The organism is Rathayibacter festucae DSM 15932 (assembly GCF_004011135.1).
Lineage (GTDB): Bacteria > Actinomycetota > Actinomycetes > Actinomycetales > Microbacteriaceae > Rathayibacter > Rathayibacter festucae.
This window is the reverse complement of the sequence record NZ_CP028137.1, coordinates 2,364,778-2,387,668: the sequence shown is the minus strand read 5'-3', so window position 1 is coordinate 2,387,668 and position 22,891 is coordinate 2,364,778. Positions and strand designations below refer to the sequence as shown.

Here is a 22,891-nt window from a genome sequence, read left to right as displayed (position 1 = left end):
CGTGCCGATGCCGGTCGTCGCCGACGCCGAGCTGAGCGTCGAGTTCTGCGGCGAGTGGTTCCCGCTCGGCGACGAGCCCTTCGAGATCGGCCGGGAGGGCGCCCTCGATCTCGACGACAATCCGTTCCTGCACCGGCGGTTCCTGCAGATCGTCCGCGCCGAGGGTCTCTGGTGGCTCTGCAACGTGGGGAGCCGGCTGTCGGCGACCGTCACCGACGGCTCGGGCGGCATCCAGGCCTGGCTCTCGCCCGGCAGCCGCCTGCCGATCGTGTTCGGCACGACGATGGTGGTGTTCACGGCCGGCCCGACCACCTACGAGCTGACGCTGTACTCGAGCAGGCCGACCTTCGACTCCGTGCTCGCACCGCGCGCCCTCACCGGGGCGACGACGATCGGCGTGACCCCGTTCACGGCGTCGCAGCGGCTGCTGATCGTCGCCCTCTGCGAGCCCATGCTGCGCCGGGAGGGCACCGGCACGAGCGTGATCCCGAGCTCGGCCAAGGCGGCGGCGCGGCTCGGCTGGACGCAGACCCGTTTCAACCGCAAGCTCGACAACGTCTGCGAGAAGCTCGCCCGCGTCGGCGTGCAGGGCGTGCGCGGCGAGACCGGCTCGCTGGCCACCCACCGCCGCACCCGCCTGGTCGAGTACGCGGTCACCAGCCGGCTGGTCACCCGCGCCGATCTCCCGCTCCTGGACGCGCCGCAGGACGAGCCGGACGAGGACGGGACCGACTGATGCGCCTGAAGCTGACACTCCGCCGCGCCTCCGGCACGAGCACGGACGTCGTCGTCACCGTCGACGCGACCGTCTCGGTCGGCGCGGTGGCCGCGGCCCTGCTCGAGGCCGACCCGCTGCGGACCGACCGCGAGCACGCGGGATCCGGCGGCGCCGGACCGGTCACCCTCGACGTCCTCGGCGCGAGCGGCCTCGACCGCCCGCGCTCGATCCACCCCGATCTCGCGATCGTGGAGGCCGGCATCCGCTCCGGGGGGACCGTGCAGATCTCGCGCGCCGCCGCGGGCGCGGACGGCGCCGACCGGGACCGCGGCCCGGCGGTCGCCGTGCTGCGCGTGCTCTCGGGCCCCGACGCGGGCCGCGAGTTCCCGCTCCCGGCCGGCACCAGCCGTCTCGGCCGGGAGCGCGGGGTCGACGTGCGGCTCTCCGACCCGCTGATCTCGAAGCGGCACGCGAGGGTGAGCGTCGGCGAGACGGTGGAGATCATCGACACCAACTCCGCGAACGGCCTCAGCATGGGCGGGCGGCTCGTGCAGCGGGCGATGCTCACCCCGGCCGACGTCGTCGTGATCGGCGACAGCGCCATGAGCGTCGTCCCGCTCGCCCGGCTCGGCGGCGCCCCGCCCACCACTCCGGTGATCGACTTCACCCGCTCCCCGCGGGTCGTCGTGCGGTTCGAGGAGCGAGTGCTCCCCGCTCCGACGCCGCCGTCCCGGCCGACGCCCCAGCGGTTCCCGCTGCTCGCGCTCGTCGCCCCGCTGATCATGGGCGCCGTGCTCTACGTGCTCACGCAGCAGCTGCTGAGCGTGATCTTCGTCGCCCTCAGTCCACTGCTCGCCATCGGCACCTGGATCGACCACACCGTCACCGAGCGGCGGACCCGGAAGGCGCAGGTCGCCGCCTTCTCCCGCTCGCTCGAGGCCCTCGAGGAGGACGTCCGGGCCGCGCAGGCCGTCGAGCGGGCCGTCCGCCTCGCCGAGCAGCCGTCGGCGGCCGACGCGGTCACCGCGATCGCCCAGCGCGGCGAGGACCTCTGGACCCACCGCCCCGAGCACCGCGGCTTCCTCGCGGTGCGGCTCGGCGTCGGCTCGCTCCCCTCCCGCTGCCGGATCGAGCAGACCGCGGGCAACGACACCGAGCCGGAGTTCCTCCGCGAGCTGGCCGCGACCGTCGAGCGTCACCGCCTCGTGCACGGCGTTCCCGTCGTCGCCGAGCTCCGCAGCAGCGGCGCGCTCGGGATCGCAGGGCCGGCCGCCGTCCGCGCCGACGTCGCCCGCGCGATCGCCGTGCAGCTGGTCGGCACGCACTCGCCCGCCGAGCTCGCCGTCGCGGCTCTCACCTCGCCCGCTTCGCGCTCGACCTGGTCGTGGCTCGAGTGGCTGCCGCACACCGGCTCGGTGCACTCGCCCCTCGCGGGGGAGCACCTCGCCGACAACCCCGGGTCCGGCGCGTCGCTGCTGTCCCGGCTCGAGGAGCTCGTCGAGGAGCGGCACGAGGAGGGGCCCGCCCTGCGCGGCCCGGTCGGCCCCGAGGAGGCCGACCGCCTGCCCGATCCCGTGACGCCCGCGGTGATCGTGGTCGTCGAGGACGACGCTCCCGTCGACCGGGCTCGGCTGATCCGGCTGGCCGAGCGCGGGCCGGACGCGGGCGTCCACGTGCTGTGGTGCTCCGCGAGCATCGCCGAGCTCCCCGCCGCCGCCCGCAGCTTCCTGCTCGTCGCCGACCCGGGCTCGCCCGCGACGACCGGGCAGGTCCGCCTCGGCGAGCACTCGCACCCGGTGGTCTTCGAGACGGTCGACGCGAGCACGGCCCTCGCGCTCGCGCGCTCCCTCTCGCCCGTCGTCGACGGCGGGGTCCCGGTCGAGGACTCCTCCGACCTGCCGCGCGAGGTCGCCTACGCCGCACTGGCGGGTCCCGAGCTGATCGCCGCGTCCGGCGCGGTCATCGACCGCTGGCGCGAGAGCAAGTCGATCACCGTGCGCGACGGGTCCGCCCCCGTGCGGCGCCGCTCGGCCGGCTCGCTGCGGGCGCTCGTCGGCTCGGCCGGCACCGAGCCGTTCTACCTCGACCTGCGCAGCCAGGGACCGCACGCTCTCGTCGGCGGGACCACGGGAGCCGGCAAATCGGAGTTCCTGCAGTCCTGGGTGCTCGGCCTCGCGTCCGCCTACAGCCCCGACCGCGTCGCCCTCCTCTTCGTCGACTACAAGGGCGGCGCGGCCTTCGCCGACTGCGTGCAGCTGCCGCACACCGTCGGCCTGGTCACCGACCTCTCGCCGCACCTCGTCCGCCGCGCGCTGACCAGCCTCCGGGCCGAGCTGCGCTACCGGGAGCACCTGCTCAACCGCAAGAAGATGAAGGACCTCGTCTCGCTGGAGAAGACGGGCGACCCGGAGACCCCGCCGAGCCTGCTGATCATCGTCGACGAGTTCGCCGCGCTGGTGAACGAGGTGCCGGAGTTCGTGGACGGCGTGGTCGACGTCGCCCAGCGGGGCCGCTCGCTCGGTCTGCACCTGATCCTCGCCACGCAGCGGCCGGCCGGCGTCATCAAGGACAACCTCCGCGCGAACACCAACCTGCGCATCGCCCTGCGGATGGCGGACGCCGACGACTCGACCGACATCCTGGGCACGCCGATGGCGGCCTCCTTCGACCCCGGCATCCCCGGGCGCGGGGCTGCCAAGACGGGACCGGGCCGGATCGCCGGCTTCCAGACCGGCTACGCCGGCGGGCGGACCACCGGTGAGGCGCCGCCGCCCCGGATCGACATCGAGGAGATGGCCTTCGGCTCCGGCGCCGCCTGGGAGCAGGACCAGTCCGAGGCGGAGGAGACCGGCGACCCTGGCCCGACCGACATCGCCCGCATGGTGGCGACGATCGGGCGGGCGGCGGCCGAGGCGCGCGTGCCGGCGCCGCGCAAACCCTGGCTCGACGAGCTCGCGCCGGCCTACGACTTCTCCAAGCTGCCGCACCCGCGCACCGACGACCGCCTGCTGCTGGGAGTCGTCGACAGCCCCGAGACGCAGAGCCAGCCGACCGTCTTCTACGAGCCCGACCGCGACGGCAACATGGCCGTCTTCGGCACCGGCGGCTCCGGCAAGTCGACGACCCTGCGCTCGATCGCGGTCGCGGCGGCCGTGACGCCGCGCGGAGGCCCCGTGCAGGTCTACGGCCTCGACTTCGGCGCCAACGGCCTGCAGATGCTCAACGACCTGCCGCATGTCGGCGCGATCGTCCGCGGCGACGACGACGAGCGCGTCGTGCGCCTGCTCCGGATGCTCCGCGACCTCGTCGCGGACCGCGCCGAGCGCTTCGGCGCCGTCGACGCCTCGACGATCGGGGAGTACCGCCGGCTCGCGGATCGCCCCGACGAACCGCGGATCCTGCTGCTCGTCGACGGCATCGGCGCCTTCCGGGAGGCCTACGAGTACGCCGGCACCAGTGCCTGGTTCAGCGTCTTCACGCAGATCGCGACCGATGGGCGGCAGCTCGGGATCCACATCGTCGTCGCGGGCGACCGTCCCAACTCGGTGCCCACCTCCCTCAACTCGACCATCCAGCGCCGCGTCGTGCTCCGGCTCGCCGCCGAGGACGACTACCTGCTGCTCGGCGTGCCCAAGGACGTGCTCTCCGCCACCTCGCCGCCGGGACGCGGCGTCAGCGAGGGCAGCGAGGTGCAGATCGCCGTGCTCGGCGGCGAGGCGAACGTGGCGATCCAGGCCCGCAAGATCGCCAGCCTGGCCGACGCGATGCGCCGGCAGGGCGCTGTGGCTGCTTCGCCCATCGAGCGCCTCCCGGAGGTCGTGCCTCTTGCCGGCCTGCCGGCCGTCGCATCGTCCGGCGTCTGCATCGGACTCGCCGACGAGGATCTCGCCCCGATCGGAGTGGACGCCTCCGGTGCGTTCCTGGTCGCAGGGTCGCCGGGGGGAGGACGGACGACCGCGCTCGCCTCGCTCGCTGCGGCACTGCGGCGAGGTGGGCGCGGAGCGCGCGTCGTCCACCTCGCCTCCCGGCGGTCCGGTCTCGGGGCCAGGCCCGCCTGGAGTGCCAGCGTCGTCGGGGTCCCCGAGGTCGCGGCGGCGGCCGATTCGCTCACCAGCGAGATCGAGCTCGGACGCTTCGGGCCGCCGGGCAGCGCCCTCGTGATCGAGGGGCTCACCGACTTCACCGGGACCGAGGCCGAGATGGCGCTCGACCGGCTCGTGCGAGCCGGTGTCCGGGCCGGCGTCTTCGTGGTCGGCGAAGGGGAGTCGTCGACATGGAGCCAGTCCTACACGCTCGCGCAGCCCTTCAAGGCGGGCAGGCGGGGCCTCCTGATCGTTCCGGGCGAGACGGACGGCGACACACTTCTCGGCACTCCACTCGGCAGGATCCGCCGCGCGGATCTTCCGCCCGGCCGGGGGTTCCTCATCGGTCGCGGCCGGTCGGTGAAGCTGCAGATCGCCACGGACTCGGGCTGAAGCACCCGGGGGAGGCATGGGCACCCGTGCCCATCGACCCCCCGTCCAGCCCTCGATAACTTCTCCACAGGTCGACCGGGAACCCGCCAGCGGGAGCCGGACGGCCGGAGAACCAAGCCTCCGGATGCTCCGGAGCAACGACGAAAGGACGAACACCATGGCCGTTTGGGGACTCGACGTCGAGCAGGTCCGCCAGCTCTCGAGCAAGCTCAACCAGGAGGCGAGCACGATCCAGCAGGTGCTCTCGACCCTCACGAACCAGCTCGGCAACACGCAGTGGACGGGACCGGACGCGGAGCAGTTCCGCAACGACTGGTCGAGCACGCACGTCGCGGCGCTCAACCGCGTCATCAACGCCCTGCAGGACGCTTCGCAGCGCGCCTCGCAGAACGCGTCGGCGCAGGAGAGCGTCTCGAACGGATGACCCGACGGGGGCGGGTTCCGGCAGGATCCCGCCCCGTCCGGTCGTCCGAGAGTGTCGAGGAGGAGAAGTGATGAGCAGTGGGATGTACGGCGCCGATGTGGCGCAGCTGCGCGACCTGGCGCGGCGGCTCCAGTCCGCCAGCGACCAGCTGAACGGCTCGCGCCAGCGCATCGGGAGCGGCATCCGCATCGCCGCCTGGGTGGGCCCGGTGGCCGTGCGGTTCCGGATGCTGTGGGACAGCGAGTACAGCCGCCAGGTGCAGGGGGCGTCGGACGCCCTCGAGCGCATCTCGCGGGACGTCCTGAAGCAGGCCGAGCAGCAGGAGCGCGCGAGCGCTCGCGACGGCGGTGCGGCCGGGTCGCGCGGCGGGGGGAACGTCTCGGTCGCCGACCTCGTGCGTCAGGGAGGGAAGGCTCTCGAGCGCACACGGGAGGCCGTCCTCGCTCTGATCGCGGCTGGCGCCACGACCCTCGACGTGCTCCGGAATCTGCAGGACCTCGAGAAGGTGATGATCGCCGGCGACAAGGTCCTCGAGAGCAGGTTCCTCGCGTCGCCTGCGCTCGGCAAGGTGCTGCTGCCCCTCGGCGCCCTGCTCTCGGCCCGCGCGGTATCGGAGGCAGCAGGCAAGGGCGACGTGCTCGGCGCGTTCGTCGAAGGCGGTGCCGGTATCGCGAGTACCGGAGTCGGCATTGCGGGCGCATCAGCTCCGGCCGCGGCGGCGGCGGGATGGGGAGTGATCGGGCTCGGAGTCATCGCCCTGAAAGGCCTCGTCGACGTCTCCATCCCCTACACCGCGCAGGCGCAGGACGCAGCGATGGCGCAGGGCATCAGGGATCGCTTCCCGAACGCCGACCGGGCGAACCGCACGCAAGAGCAGTCGGACTACATCGCCCGCCGGTACGACTCGCCGCTCGGACCCATGGCGATGATCAGCGACACGATGCGGGCATCGGGCGAACCGCTGAGGAAGGCGCTCGTGAGCGTACTTCCGATCACCACGAACAGCGCCCTCGCGGGCAGGGAGGCGATCACTCGTGTCCTCCACCCCTGACCGGACCCGCGTCGGGTCCTCCGTTCCCGAGCTCATGGCCCTCGTCGACGCCGCAGGCGGCGGCACCGGTCTCTTCCGGTCGACTCTGCCGGGCGAGTACGTCGATATGCGCTCGCCGCTCGCGGAGGCGGCCGCGCTGCTTCTCCTCGAGCGCAGTCGAGTCGCAGCGCCCGCGTTCGCACCGGTGGTGGAGGGGCTGCTCGACGTCCTCGTCGGCGCGGTCTCGACGATCCAGGTCTGCGCTCGCGGTACACGGGAGAGCACCGTGATCTACGCCGTCGGTGCGGACTGGAGCGTCGACGTCGTCGTCGGAGCGGAAGGGGAGTGCACGATGGGTCTGCTCCCCACCGGCGCCGTCCCGACCGACCTGGTCCGGCAGCACCTGGGGCTCGACGCGGAGCTCGACCTCACCCTGCTGATCAGGGGCGCCGCGGGCCCGTTCGATCTTGTCTTCGTCGACGGAGCGCTCGTGAACGGGAACGGTGATCGAGCGATGGTGCGAGGCTCGGGCGTCCCGCCGTCGGAGTTCGCGGCTCTGCTCGAGTCGGCCGTCGCGGATCGTCTCTCCTCTTCGCGCCACGCAGGATCTGCGGTGATATGACGTGCTCGCAGGACTCCAGGGGTGGCATCTCCTCCTCCTCGCTGCTCTGATTGGCGGTGCTTGCGCACTGGGAGCGCTGCTCAGGAACCGGAGGCGGACCGGCGAGCGGTCGGCCGCACGCTCTGCTCTCGTCGTCGTCCTCGCCGCGTCCGCTGCAGTGCTGGTCGGGGCCGCAGCCTGGGCAGCCGTCACGTCGCCCTGGGGCGGGAACCTGCTGCGCTCCGCGACGGCGGGCGGAGCATCCGTGTCACCTCGCGGCCTCGAGGGAGGCGAGGTCTACCTGGCCTCCGAGCTGGACCGGCTTGTAGTGGACGGCGAGGTGGCAGGTTTCGAGTCCGGCGACCTCGGTCGTGAGTTCGTCACCGGAGTGGGACTGCAGCTTGAACCCAAGGGATGCGCACCCCTCGTCGGCGGCGAGGTCCTGCGGCCGGCCGGCTACCGGTCGAGAACCGGTCCGGGTTTCGAGAGCGAGTTGTTCCTCCTCTCTAGCGTCACGGCGGCCGAGGACCGCTTCGGCGATCTGCTGGGCTCCTCGGGCCGGTGCAGTCGCGTCGAGAGTCGTAGCGAGGACGGAAGCCTCGCCGCGACGACGATCTGGTCGGAGGCGGCCGTCGAAGGCTCGATCTCGAGCGGAGCCGACGGTACGGCCGTGCACTGGTTAGCGGGGGTAGCGGCCGACGAGATCGGCTCAGCGACGATCGTCGTTGCGGCGAGCACAGGCAACCTGCTCCAGACCTTCCGCACTGCGTCGACGACCCTGAGCGCGCCGGCCGTCGCGGTCGAGCTCGGGCACGCGATCTCTCAGCGGCTCGGGGAGTCGGCGCTCGCAGCACTGCAGGAGCGCGCGGATGACGCGATGGCGTTCGGCTACTCGTCGGGAGCCCCCGTGCCGCCCTCTCCGGCGCCCACCAGCCGCTTCGCACTGGGGCCGGTCGGCTCACCGGAGACGCTGGCGGCACCGCTCTCGGACGATTTCTTCGCCTCTGCACCGGTACCGGCTCTGTGCTGGTTCGACGCGGGCACCCTCGTCGACGGGGTCCTACCCGGCATCGCAGAAGCGGACGGCGGCGTCTACTTGCGCGACGAGGGTCCGGCAGTGGCTTCCCCCGTCGCGGTCGATCCCTCGCCGAGCCTCGCCTCGGCCGCCGGTGCCGCGGTCGTCGGCTGCAACCACGGTGGCGTGAGTTGGCCGGACTCGCTCGTCCTCTACTCGGCGGAGGGCAGCGTCCTCGACGCCATCGGGGTCGCCGACATCGTCCCCGGCGGATACCGCGACTGGATCACGGGAGTGGTCTTCGACGGCGATGCCTACCAGGTGACCTGGGCTTGGGAGGACGCCGACGGCAGCGCTGCGACACGACCGGTGAGCGCGTCACTCCGCTGGGACGGCCTGAGGACCGTCGTCAGCGACGTCGTGATCGGGGATCGGTACACATCGTGAACCTCCGGAAGCCTTCGACCGAAGAGACCGACCAGAGACGAGGAGCCGTCGCATGACCTCACGATCCACGGGCCCCCGAGCCTGGATGATCGCCACTGCTGCAGGCGCGCTCGTCGCTGTCTTGGCGGGTACCACGACGCTGATGGTCGTGGGACCCACGGTCGTCGACGCTCTGCCCGCCCTCCTCGCAGGCGCCGCGCAACCGGTGCCCTCCCTCGCAGAGACGTCGTCCGGGGTATCACCGCACGAGAGCGGTGCAGGGGCCGAACCGTCCGCCGCCGCCGTCCCCGCCGCGGCCCCGGACCCGGGCGGCGTCCCGACGATGCTCATCCTCGACGCCTCCGGCTCGATGGTCCGCGACGTCCCGACGGGCGGCACCCGCATGGACGCCGCCCGGGCCGCCGCAACGACCCTCGTCCAGGGACTCGATCCGGCGAGCGAGCTCGGGCTGACGGTCTTCGGCACCGGCACCGGCAACTCGGACGCCGAGCGGGCGGCCGGCTGCTCCGACGTGACCGTCCTCCAGCCGGTCCAGCCCGTCGACCCCTCCGGCTTCACGGCGGCGATCGCCGGCATCGTCGAGTCGGGCTTCACCCCGATCGGCCCGGCGCTGCGCTCGGCGGCCGAGCAGCTGCCCACCGACGAGCCGGCGACGATCGTCCTCGTCAGCGACGGCGTCGACACCTGCTCGCCGCCGTCCTCCTGCGAGGTCGCGGGCGAGGTGCTGAAGGCGCATCCGCTGCTCTCGATCGAGGTCATCGGCTTCGCGGTCGACGCCGACGAGCAGGCGCAGTCGCAGCTGCAGTGCATCGCGACCCTCGGCTCCGGCAGCTACGTCGACGCGGCCGACGCCGACCAGCTCGCAGCACGGCTGCGGGCGGCGACGGCGACCGGCGACCTCGTGACGGCCGAGGGCTACGGCAGGGCCCGCCTCGGGATGACCCTCGAGCAGGCGCGCTTCGCGCTCGACGGCTTCTCGGTGACGAGCGAGACCGTCGAGGTCGTCCTGGTCGAGTGCTCCTTCGCGACGCTCGAGTTCCGCGGTGGCGTGCTCACCGCCATCACCCCGAGGACCGGAGCATCGACCGCGGACGGGGTCGCGGTCGGCGCCGATGTCGCCGCCGCGCAGGCGATCTACGGCGCTCCGTCCGCGCCGGTCGCCGTCGACGACGGCTGGTCGGCCGACTTCGCCGCCGCCCCGGGCAGCGCGAGCGGCTACCGGATCGTCTACGACGGCTCCAGCGGCGGAGCGGTCGCGGGGACGATCCGCCGCATCGTCGTCTGCACCTGCGGACCCGACGCCTCGGCGGCCAGCCTCACGACGTCGCTCGTCTCGTCCTGGGAGGTGACGCTCGACGCCGTGGGGCCGATCGGGCTCGGCGAGTCGTTCGACGACGTGGAGGTCGACGTGCCGCTCGTCAGCGAGGGGCTGCCCGAGTACTGCACGTGGGTCCGGTACATCGACACCGGGAGCGACGCCGTCTCCGTGGACGTCGTGGCCCGGGCGGACAGCGACGAGCACCGGGTCCTGATGGTCGTGGTCCAGGGCTCGTCGGCCTTCGCGCCGGCCCCGCGCAGCTGGCGCGACATCGGCTTCGGCTCGTCCCTCGCGGAGCTGCTGGCCGCGCACCCCGATGCGGCGGTGATGCGCGACGAGATGTACGGCGACTACGCCGTGGTCAGCGGAGCGTCCGGCAGCTCGCTCTTCTTCCACCTCGAGCGGGACTACGTGGACGGCATCACCCTCGCCGAGGGCTCGGTCCCGCCCTACGAGTGGTGCGCGTGAGTCGCGCGGCGGTCCGTCTCAGCTGAGGTCGAGGGGGAGCGGGGGCTCAGGACGCCGCCTTCTCCTCCTCCGCTTCGGCCGTCGAGGCCGCCTTCTTCGCGGCGGGCTTCTTCTTCGGGGTGATCTTCTTCGGAGCGGCCTTCTCGTCGTCGGTCTTCGCGGCGCTCTTCTTCGCCGGCGCCTTCCTGGCGGCGGTCTTCTTCGGCGCCGAGTCCTCGTCGGCGGAGGCGTCCTCGTCCGCCTTCTTCCTCGTCGCCTGCTTCTTCGCCGGCGCCTTCTCCTCGGAGTCCGCGGACGCCCCCGCCTTCGCCCCGCGGCTGCGCTCGACCGAGCGCTTCAGCGCCTCCATCAGGTCGAGCACCTCGCCACCGCCCTCCTCCTCGGGCTTCTCGCCGAAGGTGGCGGAGGTGTCGAGCGCGTCGCCCTGCTCGATCTTCGCGTCGATGAGGGTGCGCAGCTCGGCCTGGTACGAGTCCTGGAACTTCGACGCGTCGAAGTCCTCCGAGTAGGAGTCGACCAGGTGCGAGGACATCTCCAGCTCGCGGGCCGCGATCCGGGTGGTGCCCTCGAGCGACGGGAACTCGACCTCGCGCACCTCGTCCGCCCAGAGCAGTGTCTGCAGCATCAGCAGCTTGCCGCGCACGCGGAGCGCCGCCAGCCGGGTCTTCTGCCGGAGCGCGAACTCGACGATGGCCGTGCGGTCCGTCTCCTCGAGGGTGCGGCGCAGCAGCACGTAGGCCTTGGGGGAGGAGGAGTCCGGCTCGAGGATGTAGGCGCGGTCGAACATGATCGGGTCGACCTGCTCGCTCGGCACGAACTGCACGACGTCGATCTCGCGGTCGCGCTCCTCCGGCAGCGCCTTCAGCTCGTCCTTGGTGAGCACGACTGTGCGCTCGCCGTCGTCGTAGGCCTTGTCGATGTGATCGAAGGTGACGACCTCGCCGCAGATCTCGCACTTGCGGGCGTAGCGGATCCGGCCGCCGTCCTTGTCGTGCACCTGGTGCAGGGGGACGTCGTGGTCCTCGGTCGCGCTGTAGATCTTCACCGGCACGTTGACCAGGCCGAAGGTGATCGCGCCCTTCCAGATGGCTCGCATGGCCCCAGTGAACACCGTGCGCCGCCGCGGCGGGAAGCCCCGCCCCTCCCGCGAGATGCCACTTGTGCACGCGACACGCCGAGGAATCGGGTCACAAGTGGCATCTCGCGGCAGGGGACGGAGGGCGGCACTCGACGTCCTTTCGGGCGGCGGGTGTCGAATGGACGGCGATGACTGACGAGAACCGGCCCGCCGACAGGCTCCGCGCCGCCCTGACCGCCCCCGACGCGTCGTCCCGGCTGCAGGCGGCGATGACCGCCGGCACCCGGCCCGCCGGCGAGTATGCGCCGGTGCTGGTGGAGCGCTGCGCCGTCGAGCCCGACTTCGGTGTGCGCGAGATGCTGACCTGGGCGTTCACCCGCCACGATCCGGCGGTCACCGTCGACCTGCTGCTGCCCGAGCTCGAGTCCGGGACGCCGCAGGCCCGCAGCCAGGCGCTGCACACGCTGTCCAAGGTCGGCGATCCGCGCGCGTTCCCGGCGATCACGCCCGCGCTGCTGCACGACGAGCACCCCGCGGTCGCGCACGCCGCCTGGCGCACCGCCGCCCGGCTCGCCCCGGACTCCGAGCGGCCCGCGCTGGCCCGGCAGCTCGCGGAGCACCTCGGCGAGCGGGACCGCCCGGACCAGCGCGCCCTCACCCGCGCGCTGCTGATGCTCGGCGACGCCGCGGCCCCCGTCCTCGAGGCCGCCGCGCGCTCGGAGGAGGACCCCCGCCGCTTCCACGCCCTCGCGACCCTCCGCCTCCTCGCCGACCCGGACGAGGACGTCGAGGAGGCCTTCGCCCGCGCCCGCCGCCCCTGACGCGCCCGACCGCTCGGAAGCGGACCGGCAGGACCCTGCTGATCGAGCAGCCCGCGCAGCGGGCGTATCGAGATCCACCCGCGTCAGAAGTCGGGCCTGCAGTCCCGCCCTGCCGACGACGGCGGGTCTCGATACGCCCCTGCGGGGCTACTCGACCAGCATGGTTCGCCCAGGCGGCTGCTCGACCGGCGGGCTCTGCTCAGAGGGCTGCGCGTCCGGTGTGGAGGTGGCCCACGGCTCTCCTCCATGCTGATCGAGTAGCCCGCGGAGCGGGCGTATCGAGATCCACCAGCGTCAGAAGGACGAGTCTGCAGACCCGCCCAGGCTGGGGACGTGGGTCTCGATACGCCCCTGCGGGGCTACTCGACCAGCATGTCTGCGGGCGTCTCTTCCAAGTAGACGAGAAGCGGCTTCTTCCACTCGGCCCCCCGGGAACGAGCGAGGCGTCCCGCCCCCGTCGAGGCGTCCTGCAGGAGCGGGACGCGTCGACCGGAGCGGGACGCCTCGGGTGGTGCGGTGGCTACGCGCCGATGAGCACGCCGCGGTCGGCGAGGTACTCGCGGATCAGGCGCTCAGCGCTCGCCCGGTCGGTGATGCCGTAGCGGTCGATGATCTGCTGCACGTAGGGACGCGCGATCGCCTCGGTGATGCCGAGCTCGGCCGCGATCTCGCGCGGCGAGAGGCCGGCGGCGATCAGCCCGAGGACCTGCTCCCTGGTGGGGAGCACGAACGGCGGGGTGGTGGGCTCCGGCTCCGGCGTGGTCGGGTCCTTCTCGGCGTCGATCGCGGAGGTGTCCTCGGCGAAGGAGGCGGTCACGAAGGCGATCGCCTTCGAGGTGATGCCGAGCGCCTCCTGGTTGATGTTCGCCAGGTCGTCGCCGGCCGAGTGGTAGTTCGGGTCGTGCGCGATGCCGACGGTGCCGCCGAAGAGCGCGGCCTCCTCCTCGGTCTTGATGTCGTCCGCTCCCGTGAACAGGCCCGAGGCCGGAATGCCGGCGGAGATGAAGCCGTCGTAGTCGCTCCGGCCGTCGAACGCGGTGTCGATCCAGGGCTGGTCGATCGAGTCGAAGTAGTCCGTGAACGCCTTCTCGGTGGCGATGGAGCCCGCAGGCACCTCGACCGGAGCCTCGAAGGTGGACTCGTTCGCGTCGTAGACCGAGACGACGTAGTTCGGCGAGGCGACCATGTCGAAGTTCAGGTAGGTCGCGATGTCGCCGGCCTCCTCCTCCGAGAGCGAGTCGACGTAGGTGTACGAGCCGACGAGCCCGACCTCCTCGGCGCCCCACCAGGCGAAGCGCACCGCGTTGGTGGTCTCGCCCGCGTCCGCGAGCTGGACGGCGGTCTCGAGGAGCGTGGCCGATCCCGAGCCGTTGTCGTTGATGCCGGGACCCTCGGGCACGCCGTCGAGGTGCGCGCCGAGCATGACCACGTTGTCGTGGTCGCCACCGGGCGTCTCGGTGATGATGTTGAAGGTGTCGGTGTCGGTGGTCGTCTGCTCGAGGATCAGCGTCGCCGTGCTGGGCAGCGCCGCGATCAGCGACTGGCCCTCCTCGAGCGTCACGCCGACCGACGGGATGTAGCTGTCGTCGGGCGCGCCGAGCGTGCCGTTGAGCGCCTCGCCGGGAGCGTTGTTGTAGATGATCACGGCCGAGGCCCCGGCGGCGCCGGCGGCGGCCGACTTCTCCGAGAAGCTGCAGGTGCCGCGGCTGACCAGGGCGACCTTGCCGGTCGCGTCGAGTCCGGCCCAGGCGTCCGCGTCGCAGCCCAGCGGGTCGACCGGCTGGATCAGCTCGCCGGTGACGCCGCCCTCGGGGGTGGAGGGGGTGAACGACATCGGGATGCCCTCGACCGCGGGGGTCGTGGTCAGCGAGAACTCGTCGATCGTCTGGGTGGTGGTGGTGAAGTCCTGGCGCTCGGTGGTGTAGCCGGCGGCCTTCAGCACGGCCTCGACGTACTGGCCGCTCTGCTCGTAGCCCTCGGTGCCGATCGCGCGGTTGCCGTCGTTGGCGTCCGCGATCGCCTGGAAGGCCTCGAGGTGGTTCATGATGCCGTCGACGGTCACCGCATCGGCGAAGTCGACGGGCTCGACGGCGTTCGCCGCGGGAGCGAAGGCGAAGCCGGCGACCAGCGCACCGGCGCCGATCATCGCGGCGGAGCCGAGGAGTGGACGTCGACGTCGTGCGCCGGAGGTGTCTTCAGTGGTGGTAGCCACAGGTGGTCCCTTTCGTCGAGGGCGGCGGCCGTCGGACCGACGGCCTCCGTCGCCCTCGCTGTGCTGAGAAGCGGCGGTGCCCTCTGCGAGCGTATTCACAGGTCGCGCGCGAATGACACCCCTTCGCGGCACTTGTCACCCGGTGGAAACACGGAGCGCCGTCCGCGGTCGGAGCGCTGCTCAGGCCGTCGCGTCGCTCTCGGCCCACTCGCGGAGCATCGCGATCGTCTCCGCAGGCCGGTCGCGGTGCGGGCTGTGACCGGCTCCGGCGACCACCGCGTAGCGGACGCGCGGGTTCGCGTGGAGGACCCGTGCGGCGAGGGACGGCGGGAAGAACGTGAACACCTGCGGGTCGCCCGCGAGCACGAGCGCGGGTGCGCGCAGGGCCGGGACGTCGGCGAGCAGGTCCCAGGAATCGTTGTCGTCGACGGTCGCGGCGACGGCGGACGGATCGGCGGCGTGCGCGGCGCGGAGCTTCTCGGCGCGGTCGCGCTCGTCCCAGTGCGGCTCGGCGGCGGCGAGCTCGCCGGCGGTGACGGCGAGGGCGGCGAGCTCCTCCGCGCGGACCTCCGCCCGCGACTCGGCCGGCAGCTGCAGCACCGGATCGAGCAGCACCAGCCGGGCGGCCCAGCCGGTGTCGCGCGCCGCCGCCCGGACCGCCACCGCTCCGCCGAGGGAGTGGCCGACCACGAGGTCCCAGGTGCCGGGAGCGCGCAGGGCGAGCACGTCGTCGGCGTAGTCGTCGTGCCGGGAAGACCCGCCGCGGGCGCCCGCACCGTGCCCGCGCAGATCCGGTGCCGTCACGCTCCAGCCGGCGGCGGTCAGCGCCTCGGCGACCCGCCACCAGGTGCCGGAGGCGCCGCCGAGTCCGTGCAGGAGGAGGGCGGTTCTCGTCTCCGGGGCTCGCGTCGTCATGCCGCCAGGCTAGGGCGCGTCAGTCGAGGCTCGGGTCGCGGCCGGTGCGCTCGCCGGTCGCGAGGGCACTGATTCCTGCCAGATCCTCCGCGTCGAGGGCGAAGCCGAACAGGTCGAGGTTCTCCCGGATCCGCGCGGGCGTCACCGACTTCGGGATCACGACGACTCCGAGCTGCACGTGCCAGCGCAGGACGACCTGCGCGGGCGAGACCCCGTGCTTCGCGGCGATCGCGGCGAGCGCGGGCTCGTCGAGCAGGCGGCCGCGGGCCAGCGGCGACCAGGCCTGGGTCACGATGCCGTGCGCGGTGTCGAAGGCGCGCAGCTCGTCCTGGGGGAGCCGCGGGTGCAGCTCGACCTGGTTGATCACCGGCACGACCTCGGTCTCGCCGAGCAGCCGCTCGAGGTGCTCGACCGCGAAGTTCGAGACGCCGATCGAGCGGGCGCGGCCCTCCTGGCGGATCCGCTCCAGCGCGCGGTAGGTGTCGACGTAGCGGTCGCGGGAGGGGATCGGCCAGTGCACGAGGTAGAGGTCGACGTAGTCGGTGCCGAGGAGCTCGAGGCTGCGGTCGAAGGCCTCGAGCGTCTCGTCGAAGCCGTGATCGTCGTTCCAGACCTTGGTGGTGACGAAGACCTGCTCGCGGGGGAGGCCGCTGGCGCGGATCCCCTCGCCGACGCCGCGCTCGTTGCCGTAGAGCGTCGCCGTGTCGATGTGCCGGTAGCCGGCCTCGAGCGCCGTGGCGACCGTGCGGGCCGCCTCGTCGTCGCCGATCTTGTAGACGCCGAGCCCGATCTGCGGGATCGCCCGCCCGTCGTTCAGGGGAACCAGGGGAACGCTCATCCCCCCATTCTTCCCCCTCCGCGAGATGCCACTTGTGTGCACGACACGCCGAGAGAACCGGTCACAAGTGGCATCTCGCGGCGAGCGTCAGAGGTGCCGGCGCTCAGAGGTGCCAGTGCAGCTCGCCGTGCGGGCCGACGCGGACGGTGTCCTCGATCAGGGCGGCGAGGCCGGCGACGCCGAAGAGCAGGCGGCGGTCGTCGCGCGCGGCCTGGCTGGTGTGCACGAAGCGGCGGACGGCGAAGTAGTCGTCGTGTCCGGGCTGGAGGCCGTCGACGAGGCCCTGCTCGCCGAGGGCGCGCAGTCCGCGGCCCGGTCGGCGGGCGGGCCCGAGACCGAGCCAGAGCGTGCCGGTCTCGAGCAGCACGACGGTGCTCGGCACGATTGCGCCGGCCCGCAGGCGCCGGGCCGTGATCTGCCAGCCGAAGCCGAGGTGGTGCACCCGGATCGGATGCGGACCGCGCCAGGCGTGCGAGGGGTCCTCCGCGCGGTAGTAGACGGGGCTGGGGCGGAACGAGCCCTGCCAGAGCGCCGCGGCCAGCTCGCCGGCCCACTCGGGCGTCTCGGGGTCGGCCCAGGGGTCGAGGACGTGCGCCTCCTCCGCCTCGCGCTGATGCTGGCGGACGAGTTCCTCCGCGTCGTCGCGCAGTGCCATCGGCAGCCCCTCCGTCCCGTGCGAGCCCCACCCTAGGGGGGCGCGCCTGGGAGCCTCAAGGGAGCGGGGTCCGAGCCGAGTGGGAGACGCCTCCGCGAGAGCGACGTCGGGGCCGCCGACTCAGGTCGGCAGCTCCACCGGCTCGGTGTCCGGCAGCGGGCTCGCGTCGCGGCCGCGGAGGTCCGGGTGGAAGCGGCGGCCGAGCGCCGGGACGACGAAGCCGACGAAGGCGAACACCGCGGCGACCACGATCGCGGCCGTCGGGCCGGATCGGTCGATCTGCACGCCCGCGATCGCCGAGCCGAGCGCCGCGCCGATCAGCTGCCCGGTGCCGACCCAGCCGTAGGCCTCCGCCGTGTCCGAGAACTTCACGCTCGCGGCCGTGATCGTGAAGAGCGCGGCCAGCGCCGGTGCGATGCCGACGCCGGCCAGGAACAGCGTGATCGAGAGCCACCAGAAATCGGTCGAGAACGCCGCGAGGCCCATGCCGACGGTGACGATCAGCATCCGCCGCGCGGTCGCCCAGCGGCTGATCGGGATGTGGCCGAGGGTGAGGCCGCCGAGCAGCGAGCCGGCCGCGAAGATCGCCAGGACGACGCCCGACTCCACGCCGCCCTCGCCGAAGACGGCGACGACGCCGGCCTCGACCGCGGCGCAGGCGCCGACCAGCAGGAAGCCGACGACGGTCGCGAGCAGCACCGGCGGCTTGGTCAGGACGACGCCGAGCTTACGACGCGAGCGCGGGATGCGCACCCGGCCGACCTCGGGTGACGCGATGAACCAGATGCCGCCACCGACCAGGAAGAACGCGGCGGTGAGGATGCCCGCGACGGTCGAGATCTGGATCGAGACGAACGTCGTCAGCACCGGGCCCAGCACCCAGATGATCTCCTGCGCCGACGCGTCGAGGGAGAAGAGCGGGGTCAGCTGCGAGCTGGGCACCATCTTCGGGTAGATCGTCCGGACCGCCGGCTGCACGGGCGGCATGCTGAGGCCCGAGACGAAGCCGATGACGACGAACTGCCAGATCTCCAGCGGCAGCACCGCCATCGCGATGATCGCGGCCGCGCAGACGATGAGGGTGGCGGTGAGCACCCGCCGCATCCCGAGCCGCCCCATCAGGCGGCTGGTCAGCGGGCCGGCGATCGCCTGGCCGATCGACATCGAGCCGAGCACCAGGCCGGCCGCGGCGTAGGAGTCGTGCACGCGCTCCACGTGCAGCAGGAACGCGAGCGAGAGCATCCCGAACGGGAAGCGCGCGGTGAGCTGGGCCGCGATGATGCGACCCACGCCGGGGGTTCTCAGGAGTTCGGTGTAGCTGCCCACCGGACGACACTAGCGGCCCGCGGCGGCCCGCCGGCGTCGTCCGCCGAACCGGCCGCCGGCGGCCCCGGTCAGCCCGCGAGGACCTTCCGGATCCGCTGCAGCGAGACGCTCTCGACGGTGCCCAGGCTCTGCGCGAAGAAGCTGATCCGCAGCTCCTCGATCAGCCAGCGCGCGCGCACGAGACGCTCCGGCGCGTGCGGCGGCAGCGGGATCGTGCCGCCCGCGGAGCGGTAGAGCTCCTGCGTCGCCTGCACCTCGTTCAGCCAGACCCGGTCGCGGCCGACGTTCTCGCCGATCTTGCCGAAGCGCTCGGTGATGCCGGCGAGGTAGCGCGGCAGGTGCCGGAGCCGCTCGAGTCCCGTGGCGGAGACGAAGCCGGGGTGCACGAGCCCGGTCAGCTGCTCGCGGGCGTCGGTCAGCGCCGGGAGCAGCGCCATGCTCGTGGAGGCCTTGAGCGCCTTCTCGACCCCGCGCGCCGTGGTCAGGATCGTGGTGACGGTCTTCACGGTCTCGAACATCGAGTCCATCACGCTGCCCGAGACCCGGTCGCGGACCGCGTCGAACTCGGCGCGGAGGAAGAGCATGCCGTCCGGCTTCATCCGCCAGAGCACCGCGTCGACGCAGGCGAGCAGGCAGTCGCCGAACAGCGCCGTCGTGTTCTGGTACGGGCTCTGCGCGAGCACGAGCTTCTCGTTCGCCGTCAGGTACTGCTGCACGTAGGCGACCGGGCTGGGCGTCGCGAGCAGCAGCAGCCGGCGGACGCCGCGCGGGTGCTCGCGCGCCTGGTCCTCCGCTGTCGCGAGCAGGCGGATCGAGACGGAGTCGCCGTCGTCGATCAGCGCCGGGTAGGCGCGGATCGTGTTGGCGCCCTGGCGGGTGTCGGTGACGCGGGGGAGCTCCGCCATGTCCCACGTCCTGATCCCGCGGCGCTCGAGGGCGTCCGGCACGCGCGCCTCGACGACCCGGGCGACCTCGTCGCGGACCCGGCCGCGCAGGCGCTCGGCCAGCGGCGCGAGCTCCTTGCCGACGGCGACGGTGCGGCCGCGCTCGTCGGCGATCGCGAAGGTGACCCGGAGGTGCGCGGGGATGCGCTCGAGGTCGAAGTCGGAGGCGTCGATCACCACGCCGGCCTCGCGGCGGATCGCCCCGGCGAGGGTCGCGGCGAACGACTCCGTCGGCGGATTCGGCACGTCCTGGGGGAGCGCGGCGGTGAGCTTGCGCGCCCAGTCGTTCGCCGGGACGACGTTCCGGCGCAGGTGCTTGGGCAGCGCCTTGATCATCGCGGTGACGAGCTCGGCGCGGAGCCCCGGCACCAGCCAGTCGAAGCCGAGCGGCGTGACGCGCGGCAGCAGCGCGAGCGGCACGTGCACGGTGACGCCGTCCTCCTCCGTGCCCGGCTCGAACCGGTAGGAGAGCCGGAAGCGCTGGTCGGCCTGGCGCCACTGGGTCGGGAAGGCGGTCTCGTCGATCTGCTCCGCGTCCTCGGGCAGGAGGGTCTCCTGCGTCATGGTTAGCAGGTCGGGCTCGTCGTGCTGGGCGGTGCGCCACCAGGAGTCGAAGGAGCGGACCGAGGTGATGTCGCGCGGGACCCGGCGGTCGTAGAAGTCGAAGACGGCCTCGTCGTCGACGAGCAGGTCGCGGCGGCGGGTGCGCTCCTCGAGCCGCTCGAGCTCGGCGCGCAGGGCCCGGTTCTTCCGGTCGAAGGCGTGCCGCGCGTCCCACTCGCCCTCGACGAGGGCGTGCCGGATGAAGAGCTCCCGGGCGTAGCCGGCGTCGATCCGGGAGAACTGCACCCGGCGCCGGGCGATGATCGGCACGCCGTAGAGCGTGACCTTCTCGTAGGCGACGGCCGCGCCCTGCGCCTTCTCCCAGTGCGGCTCGCTGAACTGCCGCTTCACCAGGTCGCCGGCGATCGCCTCGGCCCAGGCCGGATCGATGGCGGCGTTGGAGCGGGCGAAGAGCTTGCTGGTCTCGACCAGCTCGGCGCTCATCAGGGCGTCGGGCTGCTTCTTCGCCAGTGCGCTGCCGGGGAAGATCGAGAACTTCGCGTTGCGGGCGCCGACGTACTGGACGCTCTGGCGCTCGCGGTTCTTCGCCGCGCGCTGCGCCTGCTGCGAGGTGGTGTCCTTGATGCCGAGGTGCGAGAGCAGACCGGCGAGCAGGCTCCGGTGGATCCCGTCGGGGTCGACCTTCGGCTCGCCGAGCTCGAGCTTGAGCGGCCGGGCCAGCTGGCGCAGCTGGCGGAAGACGTCCTGCCACTCGCGCACGCGGAGGTAGTTGAGGTACTCGGCCTTGCAGAGTCGGCGGAAGGCGCTGGAGGAGAGCTCGGCCTGCTTCTCCTCGACGTAGTTCCAGAGGTTGAGCAGGGTGAGGAAGTCGCTGGTCGGGTCGACGAAGCGGGCGTGCTGCTGGTCGGCCTGCGCGCGGCGCTCGAGCGGGCGCTCCCGGACGTCCTGGATCGTCAGCCCGGCGACGATCGCCATCACCTCGCGGCTGACGTCGTGCTTGCGCGACTCGATCACCATCCGCCCGAAGCGCGGGTCGATCGGCAGCCGCGCGAGGTCCCGCCCGATCCTCGTGAGCTGGGGCGCCTTGTCGGCCCCCCGCGAGATGCCACTTGTGCTCGCCTTCTCCGGCGTGTCGCGTGCCGAAGTGGCATCTCGCGAGGGGGAGTCGGCGGGGGCAGCGGGGGAGCGGAGGGCGCCGAGCTCGGTGAGGAGGTCGAGGCCGTCCTTGATGCCGCGGGAGTCGGGCGGGGTGAGGAACGGGAAGCCGGCGATGTCGCCGAGGCCGAGCGAGATCATCTGCAGGATGACGGCGGCGAGACCCGTGCGCAGGATCTCGGGGTCGGTGAACTCCGGGCGACGGGCGAAGTCCTCCTCCGAGTAGAGCCGGATCGCGATGCCCGCACTGGTGCGGCCGGAGCGGCCGGAGCGCTGGTTCGCCGATGCCTGCGAGATCGCCTCGATCGGCAGGCGCTGCACCTTCGAGCGGGCGCTGTAGCGGGAGATGCGGGCGGTGCCGCCGTCGATCACGTAGCGGATGCCGGGGACGGTGAGGCTGGTCTCGGCGACGTTGGTCGCGAGCACCACCCGGCGCCGGACGCCCGGGGTGCGCCCGCGCTCGAAGACGCGGTGCTGGTCGGCGGCCGACAGCCGGCCGTAGAGGGGGAGGACCTCGGTGCCGGGGAGGTTCCGGCCGCGGATCGCGTCCTCGGCGTCGCGGATCTCGTTCTCGCCGGAGAGGAAGACGAGGACGTCGCCCGGGTCCTCGCGCGCCAGCTCGGCCAGCGCGTCGGCGATGCCGGTCATCAGGTCGCGGCTGCCGCTCGTGGCGTCGGGGACGTCGGTGTCGTCCTCCTCCTCGGGCTCCTCGGCGACGAGCGGGCGGTAGCGGATCTCGACGGGATAGGTGCGGCCGGAGACCTCGATGATCGGGGCCGGCTCTCCGGCGGCGTCGCGGAAGTGCTCGGCGAAGCTCTGCGGGTCGATCGTGGCGGAGGTGATGATCAGCTTGAGGTCCGGGCGGCGGGGCAGCAGCCGGTGCAGGTAGCCGAGCAGGAAGTCGATGTTGAGGCTGCGCTCGTGCGCCTCGTCGATGATGATCGTGTCGTACCGGCTGAGCATCCGGTCGTGGTTCATCTCGTTGAGCAGGATGCCGTCGGTCATCAGCTTGATCCGGGTCGACGCGCTCGCCTTGTCGGTGAAGCGGACCTGGTAGCCGACGATCCCGCCGACCTCGTCGTCGAGCTCCTCCGCGATGCGCTCGGCGATGGTGCGGGCGGCGATGCGGCGGGGCTGGGTGTGCGCGATGCTCTCGCGGCCGAGCTCGAGGCAGATCTTGGGCAGCTGCGTCGTCTTGCCGGAGCCGGTGGCGCCGGCGACGATCACGACCTGGTGGTCGCGGATGGCGGCGGCGATGTCGTCCCTGCGCGCCGAGACGGGGAGTTCGGGAGGATACCGGATGCTGAGGACGTCTGACATGAGCCCTCCATCCTACGGCGCCGTGACATGATGCCCAGGTCTCCCGGCGGAATCCCGCGGGCGGCTGCCCGCGCCGAGCGGGCCGAGCAGAGAGCCGAGTGTGAACACGCAGTCCCTCCTCGTGATCCTCAACATCGTCCTGCTGATCCTCGCGATCCGGGGCGTGCTGGCGAACGGGCGGCTGTCGAAGGTCGCGAAGGTCGGCTGGGTGGCACTGATCGTGATCCTCCCGTTCGCGGGGAGCATCGCGTACCTGGTCTTCGGCCGGCGGGCGAGCGGCGGCGGGTCGTCGTCGGGGCCGCAGCGGCCGACCGGGTGGTTCTTCGAGCGCTGACCCTTGCCGTGCTGACGGGTGGGGCGGACGTGGTGCCTCGTCGCGGCTCCTTCCCGCGCGCCTGCGGCGCGCCCGCCAGACCCGAGCCAGGAGCCGCGACGAGGCACCGCGTCCACCCCGTCGGGGTGAGACGGGGGCGAGGGGGCGTCCATCCCTTCGGGATGAGACTCGACGTCGTCAGCTCTGAGGCCGGTGCCTCCATGCCAAGGAGGTGCCCATGAAACATGTTGGTC

The 22,891-nt window shown here is 72.6% G+C and carries 16 protein-coding genes; 9 read left to right on the top strand and 7 right to left on the bottom strand.

Annotated features, from left to right (window positions below; translation table 11 throughout):
• Positions 1-7: 7 nt before the first annotated feature.
• The 7 genes from C1I64_RS11120 (at position 8) to C1I64_RS11090 (ending at position 10,496) form a co-directional block, all read left to right on the top strand.
• Positions 8-736: an FHA domain-containing protein gene (locus C1I64_RS11120; protein WP_104308122.1), complete on the top strand. Its 729-nt coding sequence runs from the start codon at positions 8-10 to the stop codon at positions 734-736.
• Complete coding sequence (locus C1I64_RS11115) at positions 736-5,193, top strand: FtsK/SpoIIIE domain-containing protein (RefSeq protein WP_127887243.1); 4,458 nt, start codon at positions 736-738, stop codon at positions 5,191-5,193. Before C1I64_RS11120 ends, C1I64_RS11115 begins: the two co-directional genes overlap by 1 nt.
• 157 nt (positions 5,194-5,350) lie before the next feature.
• Complete coding sequence (locus C1I64_RS11110) at positions 5,351-5,617, top strand: WXG100 family type VII secretion target (RefSeq protein ID WP_104222293.1); 267 nt, start codon at positions 5,351-5,353, stop codon at positions 5,615-5,617.
• Positions 5,618-5,687: 70 nt separating this feature from the next.
• Entirely contained in the window at positions 5,688-6,668 is a 981-nt protein-coding gene (locus tag C1I64_RS11105; protein WP_127887242.1) for a WXG100 family type VII secretion target, read from the top strand.
• The gene (locus tag C1I64_RS11100; protein WP_127887241.1) at positions 6,652-7,269 is read left to right on the top strand and encodes a hypothetical protein; all 618 of its coding nucleotides are present in this window, start codon (positions 6,652-6,654) and stop codon (positions 7,267-7,269) included. The genes C1I64_RS11105 and C1I64_RS11100 overlap by 17 nt, the downstream gene beginning before the upstream one ends.
• Before the next feature lie 244 nt (positions 7,270-7,513).
• Positions 7,514-8,710 carry a hypothetical protein gene (locus tag C1I64_RS11095; RefSeq protein ID WP_127887240.1) on the top strand — a complete coding sequence of 399 codons (1,197 nt, stop codon included), beginning with the start codon at positions 7,514-7,516 and terminating at the stop codon, positions 8,708-8,710.
• 142 nt (positions 8,711-8,852) lie between these two features.
• The gene (locus C1I64_RS11090; protein ID WP_164874515.1) at positions 8,853-10,496 is read left to right on the top strand and encodes a VWA domain-containing protein; all 1,644 of its coding nucleotides are present in this window, start codon (positions 8,853-8,855) and stop codon (positions 10,494-10,496) included.
• Positions 10,497-10,542: 46 nt separating this feature from the next.
• Here C1I64_RS11090 and ku read toward each other — a convergent pair whose 3' ends face one another.
• Complete coding sequence (gene ku, locus C1I64_RS11085) at positions 10,543-11,592, bottom strand: non-homologous end joining protein Ku (protein WP_127887238.1); 1,050 nt, start codon at positions 11,590-11,592, stop codon at positions 10,543-10,545.
• Between the two features lie 170 nt (positions 11,593-11,762).
• Here ku and C1I64_RS11080 point away from each other — a divergent pair, with 170 nt between their 5' ends.
• The gene (locus C1I64_RS11080; RefSeq protein WP_127887237.1) at positions 11,763-12,395 is read left to right on the top strand and encodes a HEAT repeat domain-containing protein; all 633 of its coding nucleotides are present in this window, start codon (positions 11,763-11,765) and stop codon (positions 12,393-12,395) included.
• A 520-nt stretch (positions 12,396-12,915) separates the two neighbouring features.
• Here C1I64_RS11080 and C1I64_RS11075 read toward each other — a convergent pair.
• The 6 genes from C1I64_RS11075 to hrpA all read right to left on the bottom strand — a co-directional run bounded on the left by C1I64_RS11075 (position 12,916) and on the right by hrpA (position 22,324).
• Entirely contained in the window at positions 12,916-14,607 is a 1,692-nt protein-coding gene (locus tag C1I64_RS11075; protein WP_244209453.1) for a M28 family peptidase, read from the bottom strand.
• 180 nt (positions 14,608-14,787) lie between these two features.
• Positions 14,788-15,522 carry an alpha/beta fold hydrolase gene (locus C1I64_RS11070; RefSeq protein ID WP_127887236.1) on the bottom strand — a complete coding sequence of 245 codons (735 nt, stop codon included), beginning with the start codon at positions 15,520-15,522 and terminating at the stop codon, positions 14,788-14,790.
• Between the two features lie 19 nt (positions 15,523-15,541).
• Positions 15,542-16,360, bottom strand: a complete 819-nt coding sequence (locus C1I64_RS11065; protein WP_127887235.1) for an aldo/keto reductase — start codon at positions 16,358-16,360, stop codon at positions 15,542-15,544.
• Between the two features lie 103 nt (positions 16,361-16,463).
• Entirely contained in the window at positions 16,464-17,015 is a 552-nt protein-coding gene (locus C1I64_RS11060; RefSeq protein WP_123447651.1) for a hypothetical protein, read from the bottom strand.
• Positions 17,016-17,135: 120 nt separating this feature from the next.
• Positions 17,136-18,341, bottom strand: coding sequence for an MFS transporter (locus tag C1I64_RS11055; protein WP_123705163.1), 1,206 nt, complete (start codon positions 18,339-18,341; stop codon positions 17,136-17,138).
• Between the two features lie 68 nt (positions 18,342-18,409).
• Positions 18,410-22,324: an ATP-dependent RNA helicase HrpA gene (gene hrpA, locus C1I64_RS11050; RefSeq protein ID WP_127887234.1), complete on the bottom strand. Its 3,915-nt coding sequence runs from the start codon at positions 22,322-22,324 to the stop codon at positions 18,410-18,412.
• 100 nt (positions 22,325-22,424) lie between these two features.
• Here hrpA and C1I64_RS11045 point away from each other — a divergent pair, with 100 nt between their 5' ends.
• On the top strand, positions 22,425-22,658 hold the full coding sequence (locus C1I64_RS11045) for a PLD nuclease N-terminal domain-containing protein (RefSeq protein WP_123705161.1): 234 nt from the start codon (positions 22,425-22,427) through the stop codon (positions 22,656-22,658).
• The last annotated feature ends 233 nt before the right edge of the window (positions 22,659-22,891 follow it).

Excerpts from the sequence above, each read along its gene's own strand:
- C1I64_RS11120 (WP_104308122.1), top strand. The coding sequence starts at position 8 with ATGCCGGTCGTCGCCGACGCCGAGCTGAGCGTCGAGTTCTGCGGCGAG.
- C1I64_RS11115 (WP_127887243.1), top strand. The coding sequence starts at position 736 with ATGCGCCTGAAGCTGACACTCCGCCGCGCCTCCGGCACGAGCACGGAC.
- C1I64_RS11110 (WP_104222293.1), top strand. The coding sequence starts at position 5,351 with ATGGCCGTTTGGGGACTCGACGTCGAGCAGGTCCGCCAGCTCTCGAGC.
- C1I64_RS11105 (WP_127887242.1), top strand. The coding sequence starts at position 5,688 with ATGAGCAGTGGGATGTACGGCGCCGATGTGGCGCAGCTGCGCGACCTG.
- C1I64_RS11090 (WP_164874515.1), top strand. The coding sequence starts at position 8,853 with ATGGTCGTGGGACCCACGGTCGTCGACGCTCTGCCCGCCCTCCTCGCA.
- ku (WP_127887238.1), bottom strand. The coding sequence starts at position 11,592 with ATGCGAGCCATCTGGAAGGGCGCGATCACCTTCGGCCTGGTCAACGTG.
- C1I64_RS11080 (WP_127887237.1), top strand. The coding sequence starts at position 11,763 with ATGACTGACGAGAACCGGCCCGCCGACAGGCTCCGCGCCGCCCTGACC.
- C1I64_RS11070 (WP_127887236.1), bottom strand. The coding sequence starts at position 15,522 with ATGACGACGCGAGCCCCGGAGACGAGAACCGCCCTCCTCCTGCACGGA.
- C1I64_RS11065 (WP_127887235.1), bottom strand. The coding sequence starts at position 16,360 with ATGAGCGTTCCCCTGGTTCCCCTGAACGACGGGCGGGCGATCCCGCAG.
- C1I64_RS11060 (WP_123447651.1), bottom strand. The coding sequence starts at position 17,015 with ATGGCACTGCGCGACGACGCGGAGGAACTCGTCCGCCAGCATCAGCGC.
- hrpA (WP_127887234.1), bottom strand. The coding sequence starts at position 22,324 with ATGTCAGACGTCCTCAGCATCCGGTATCCTCCCGAACTCCCCGTCTCG.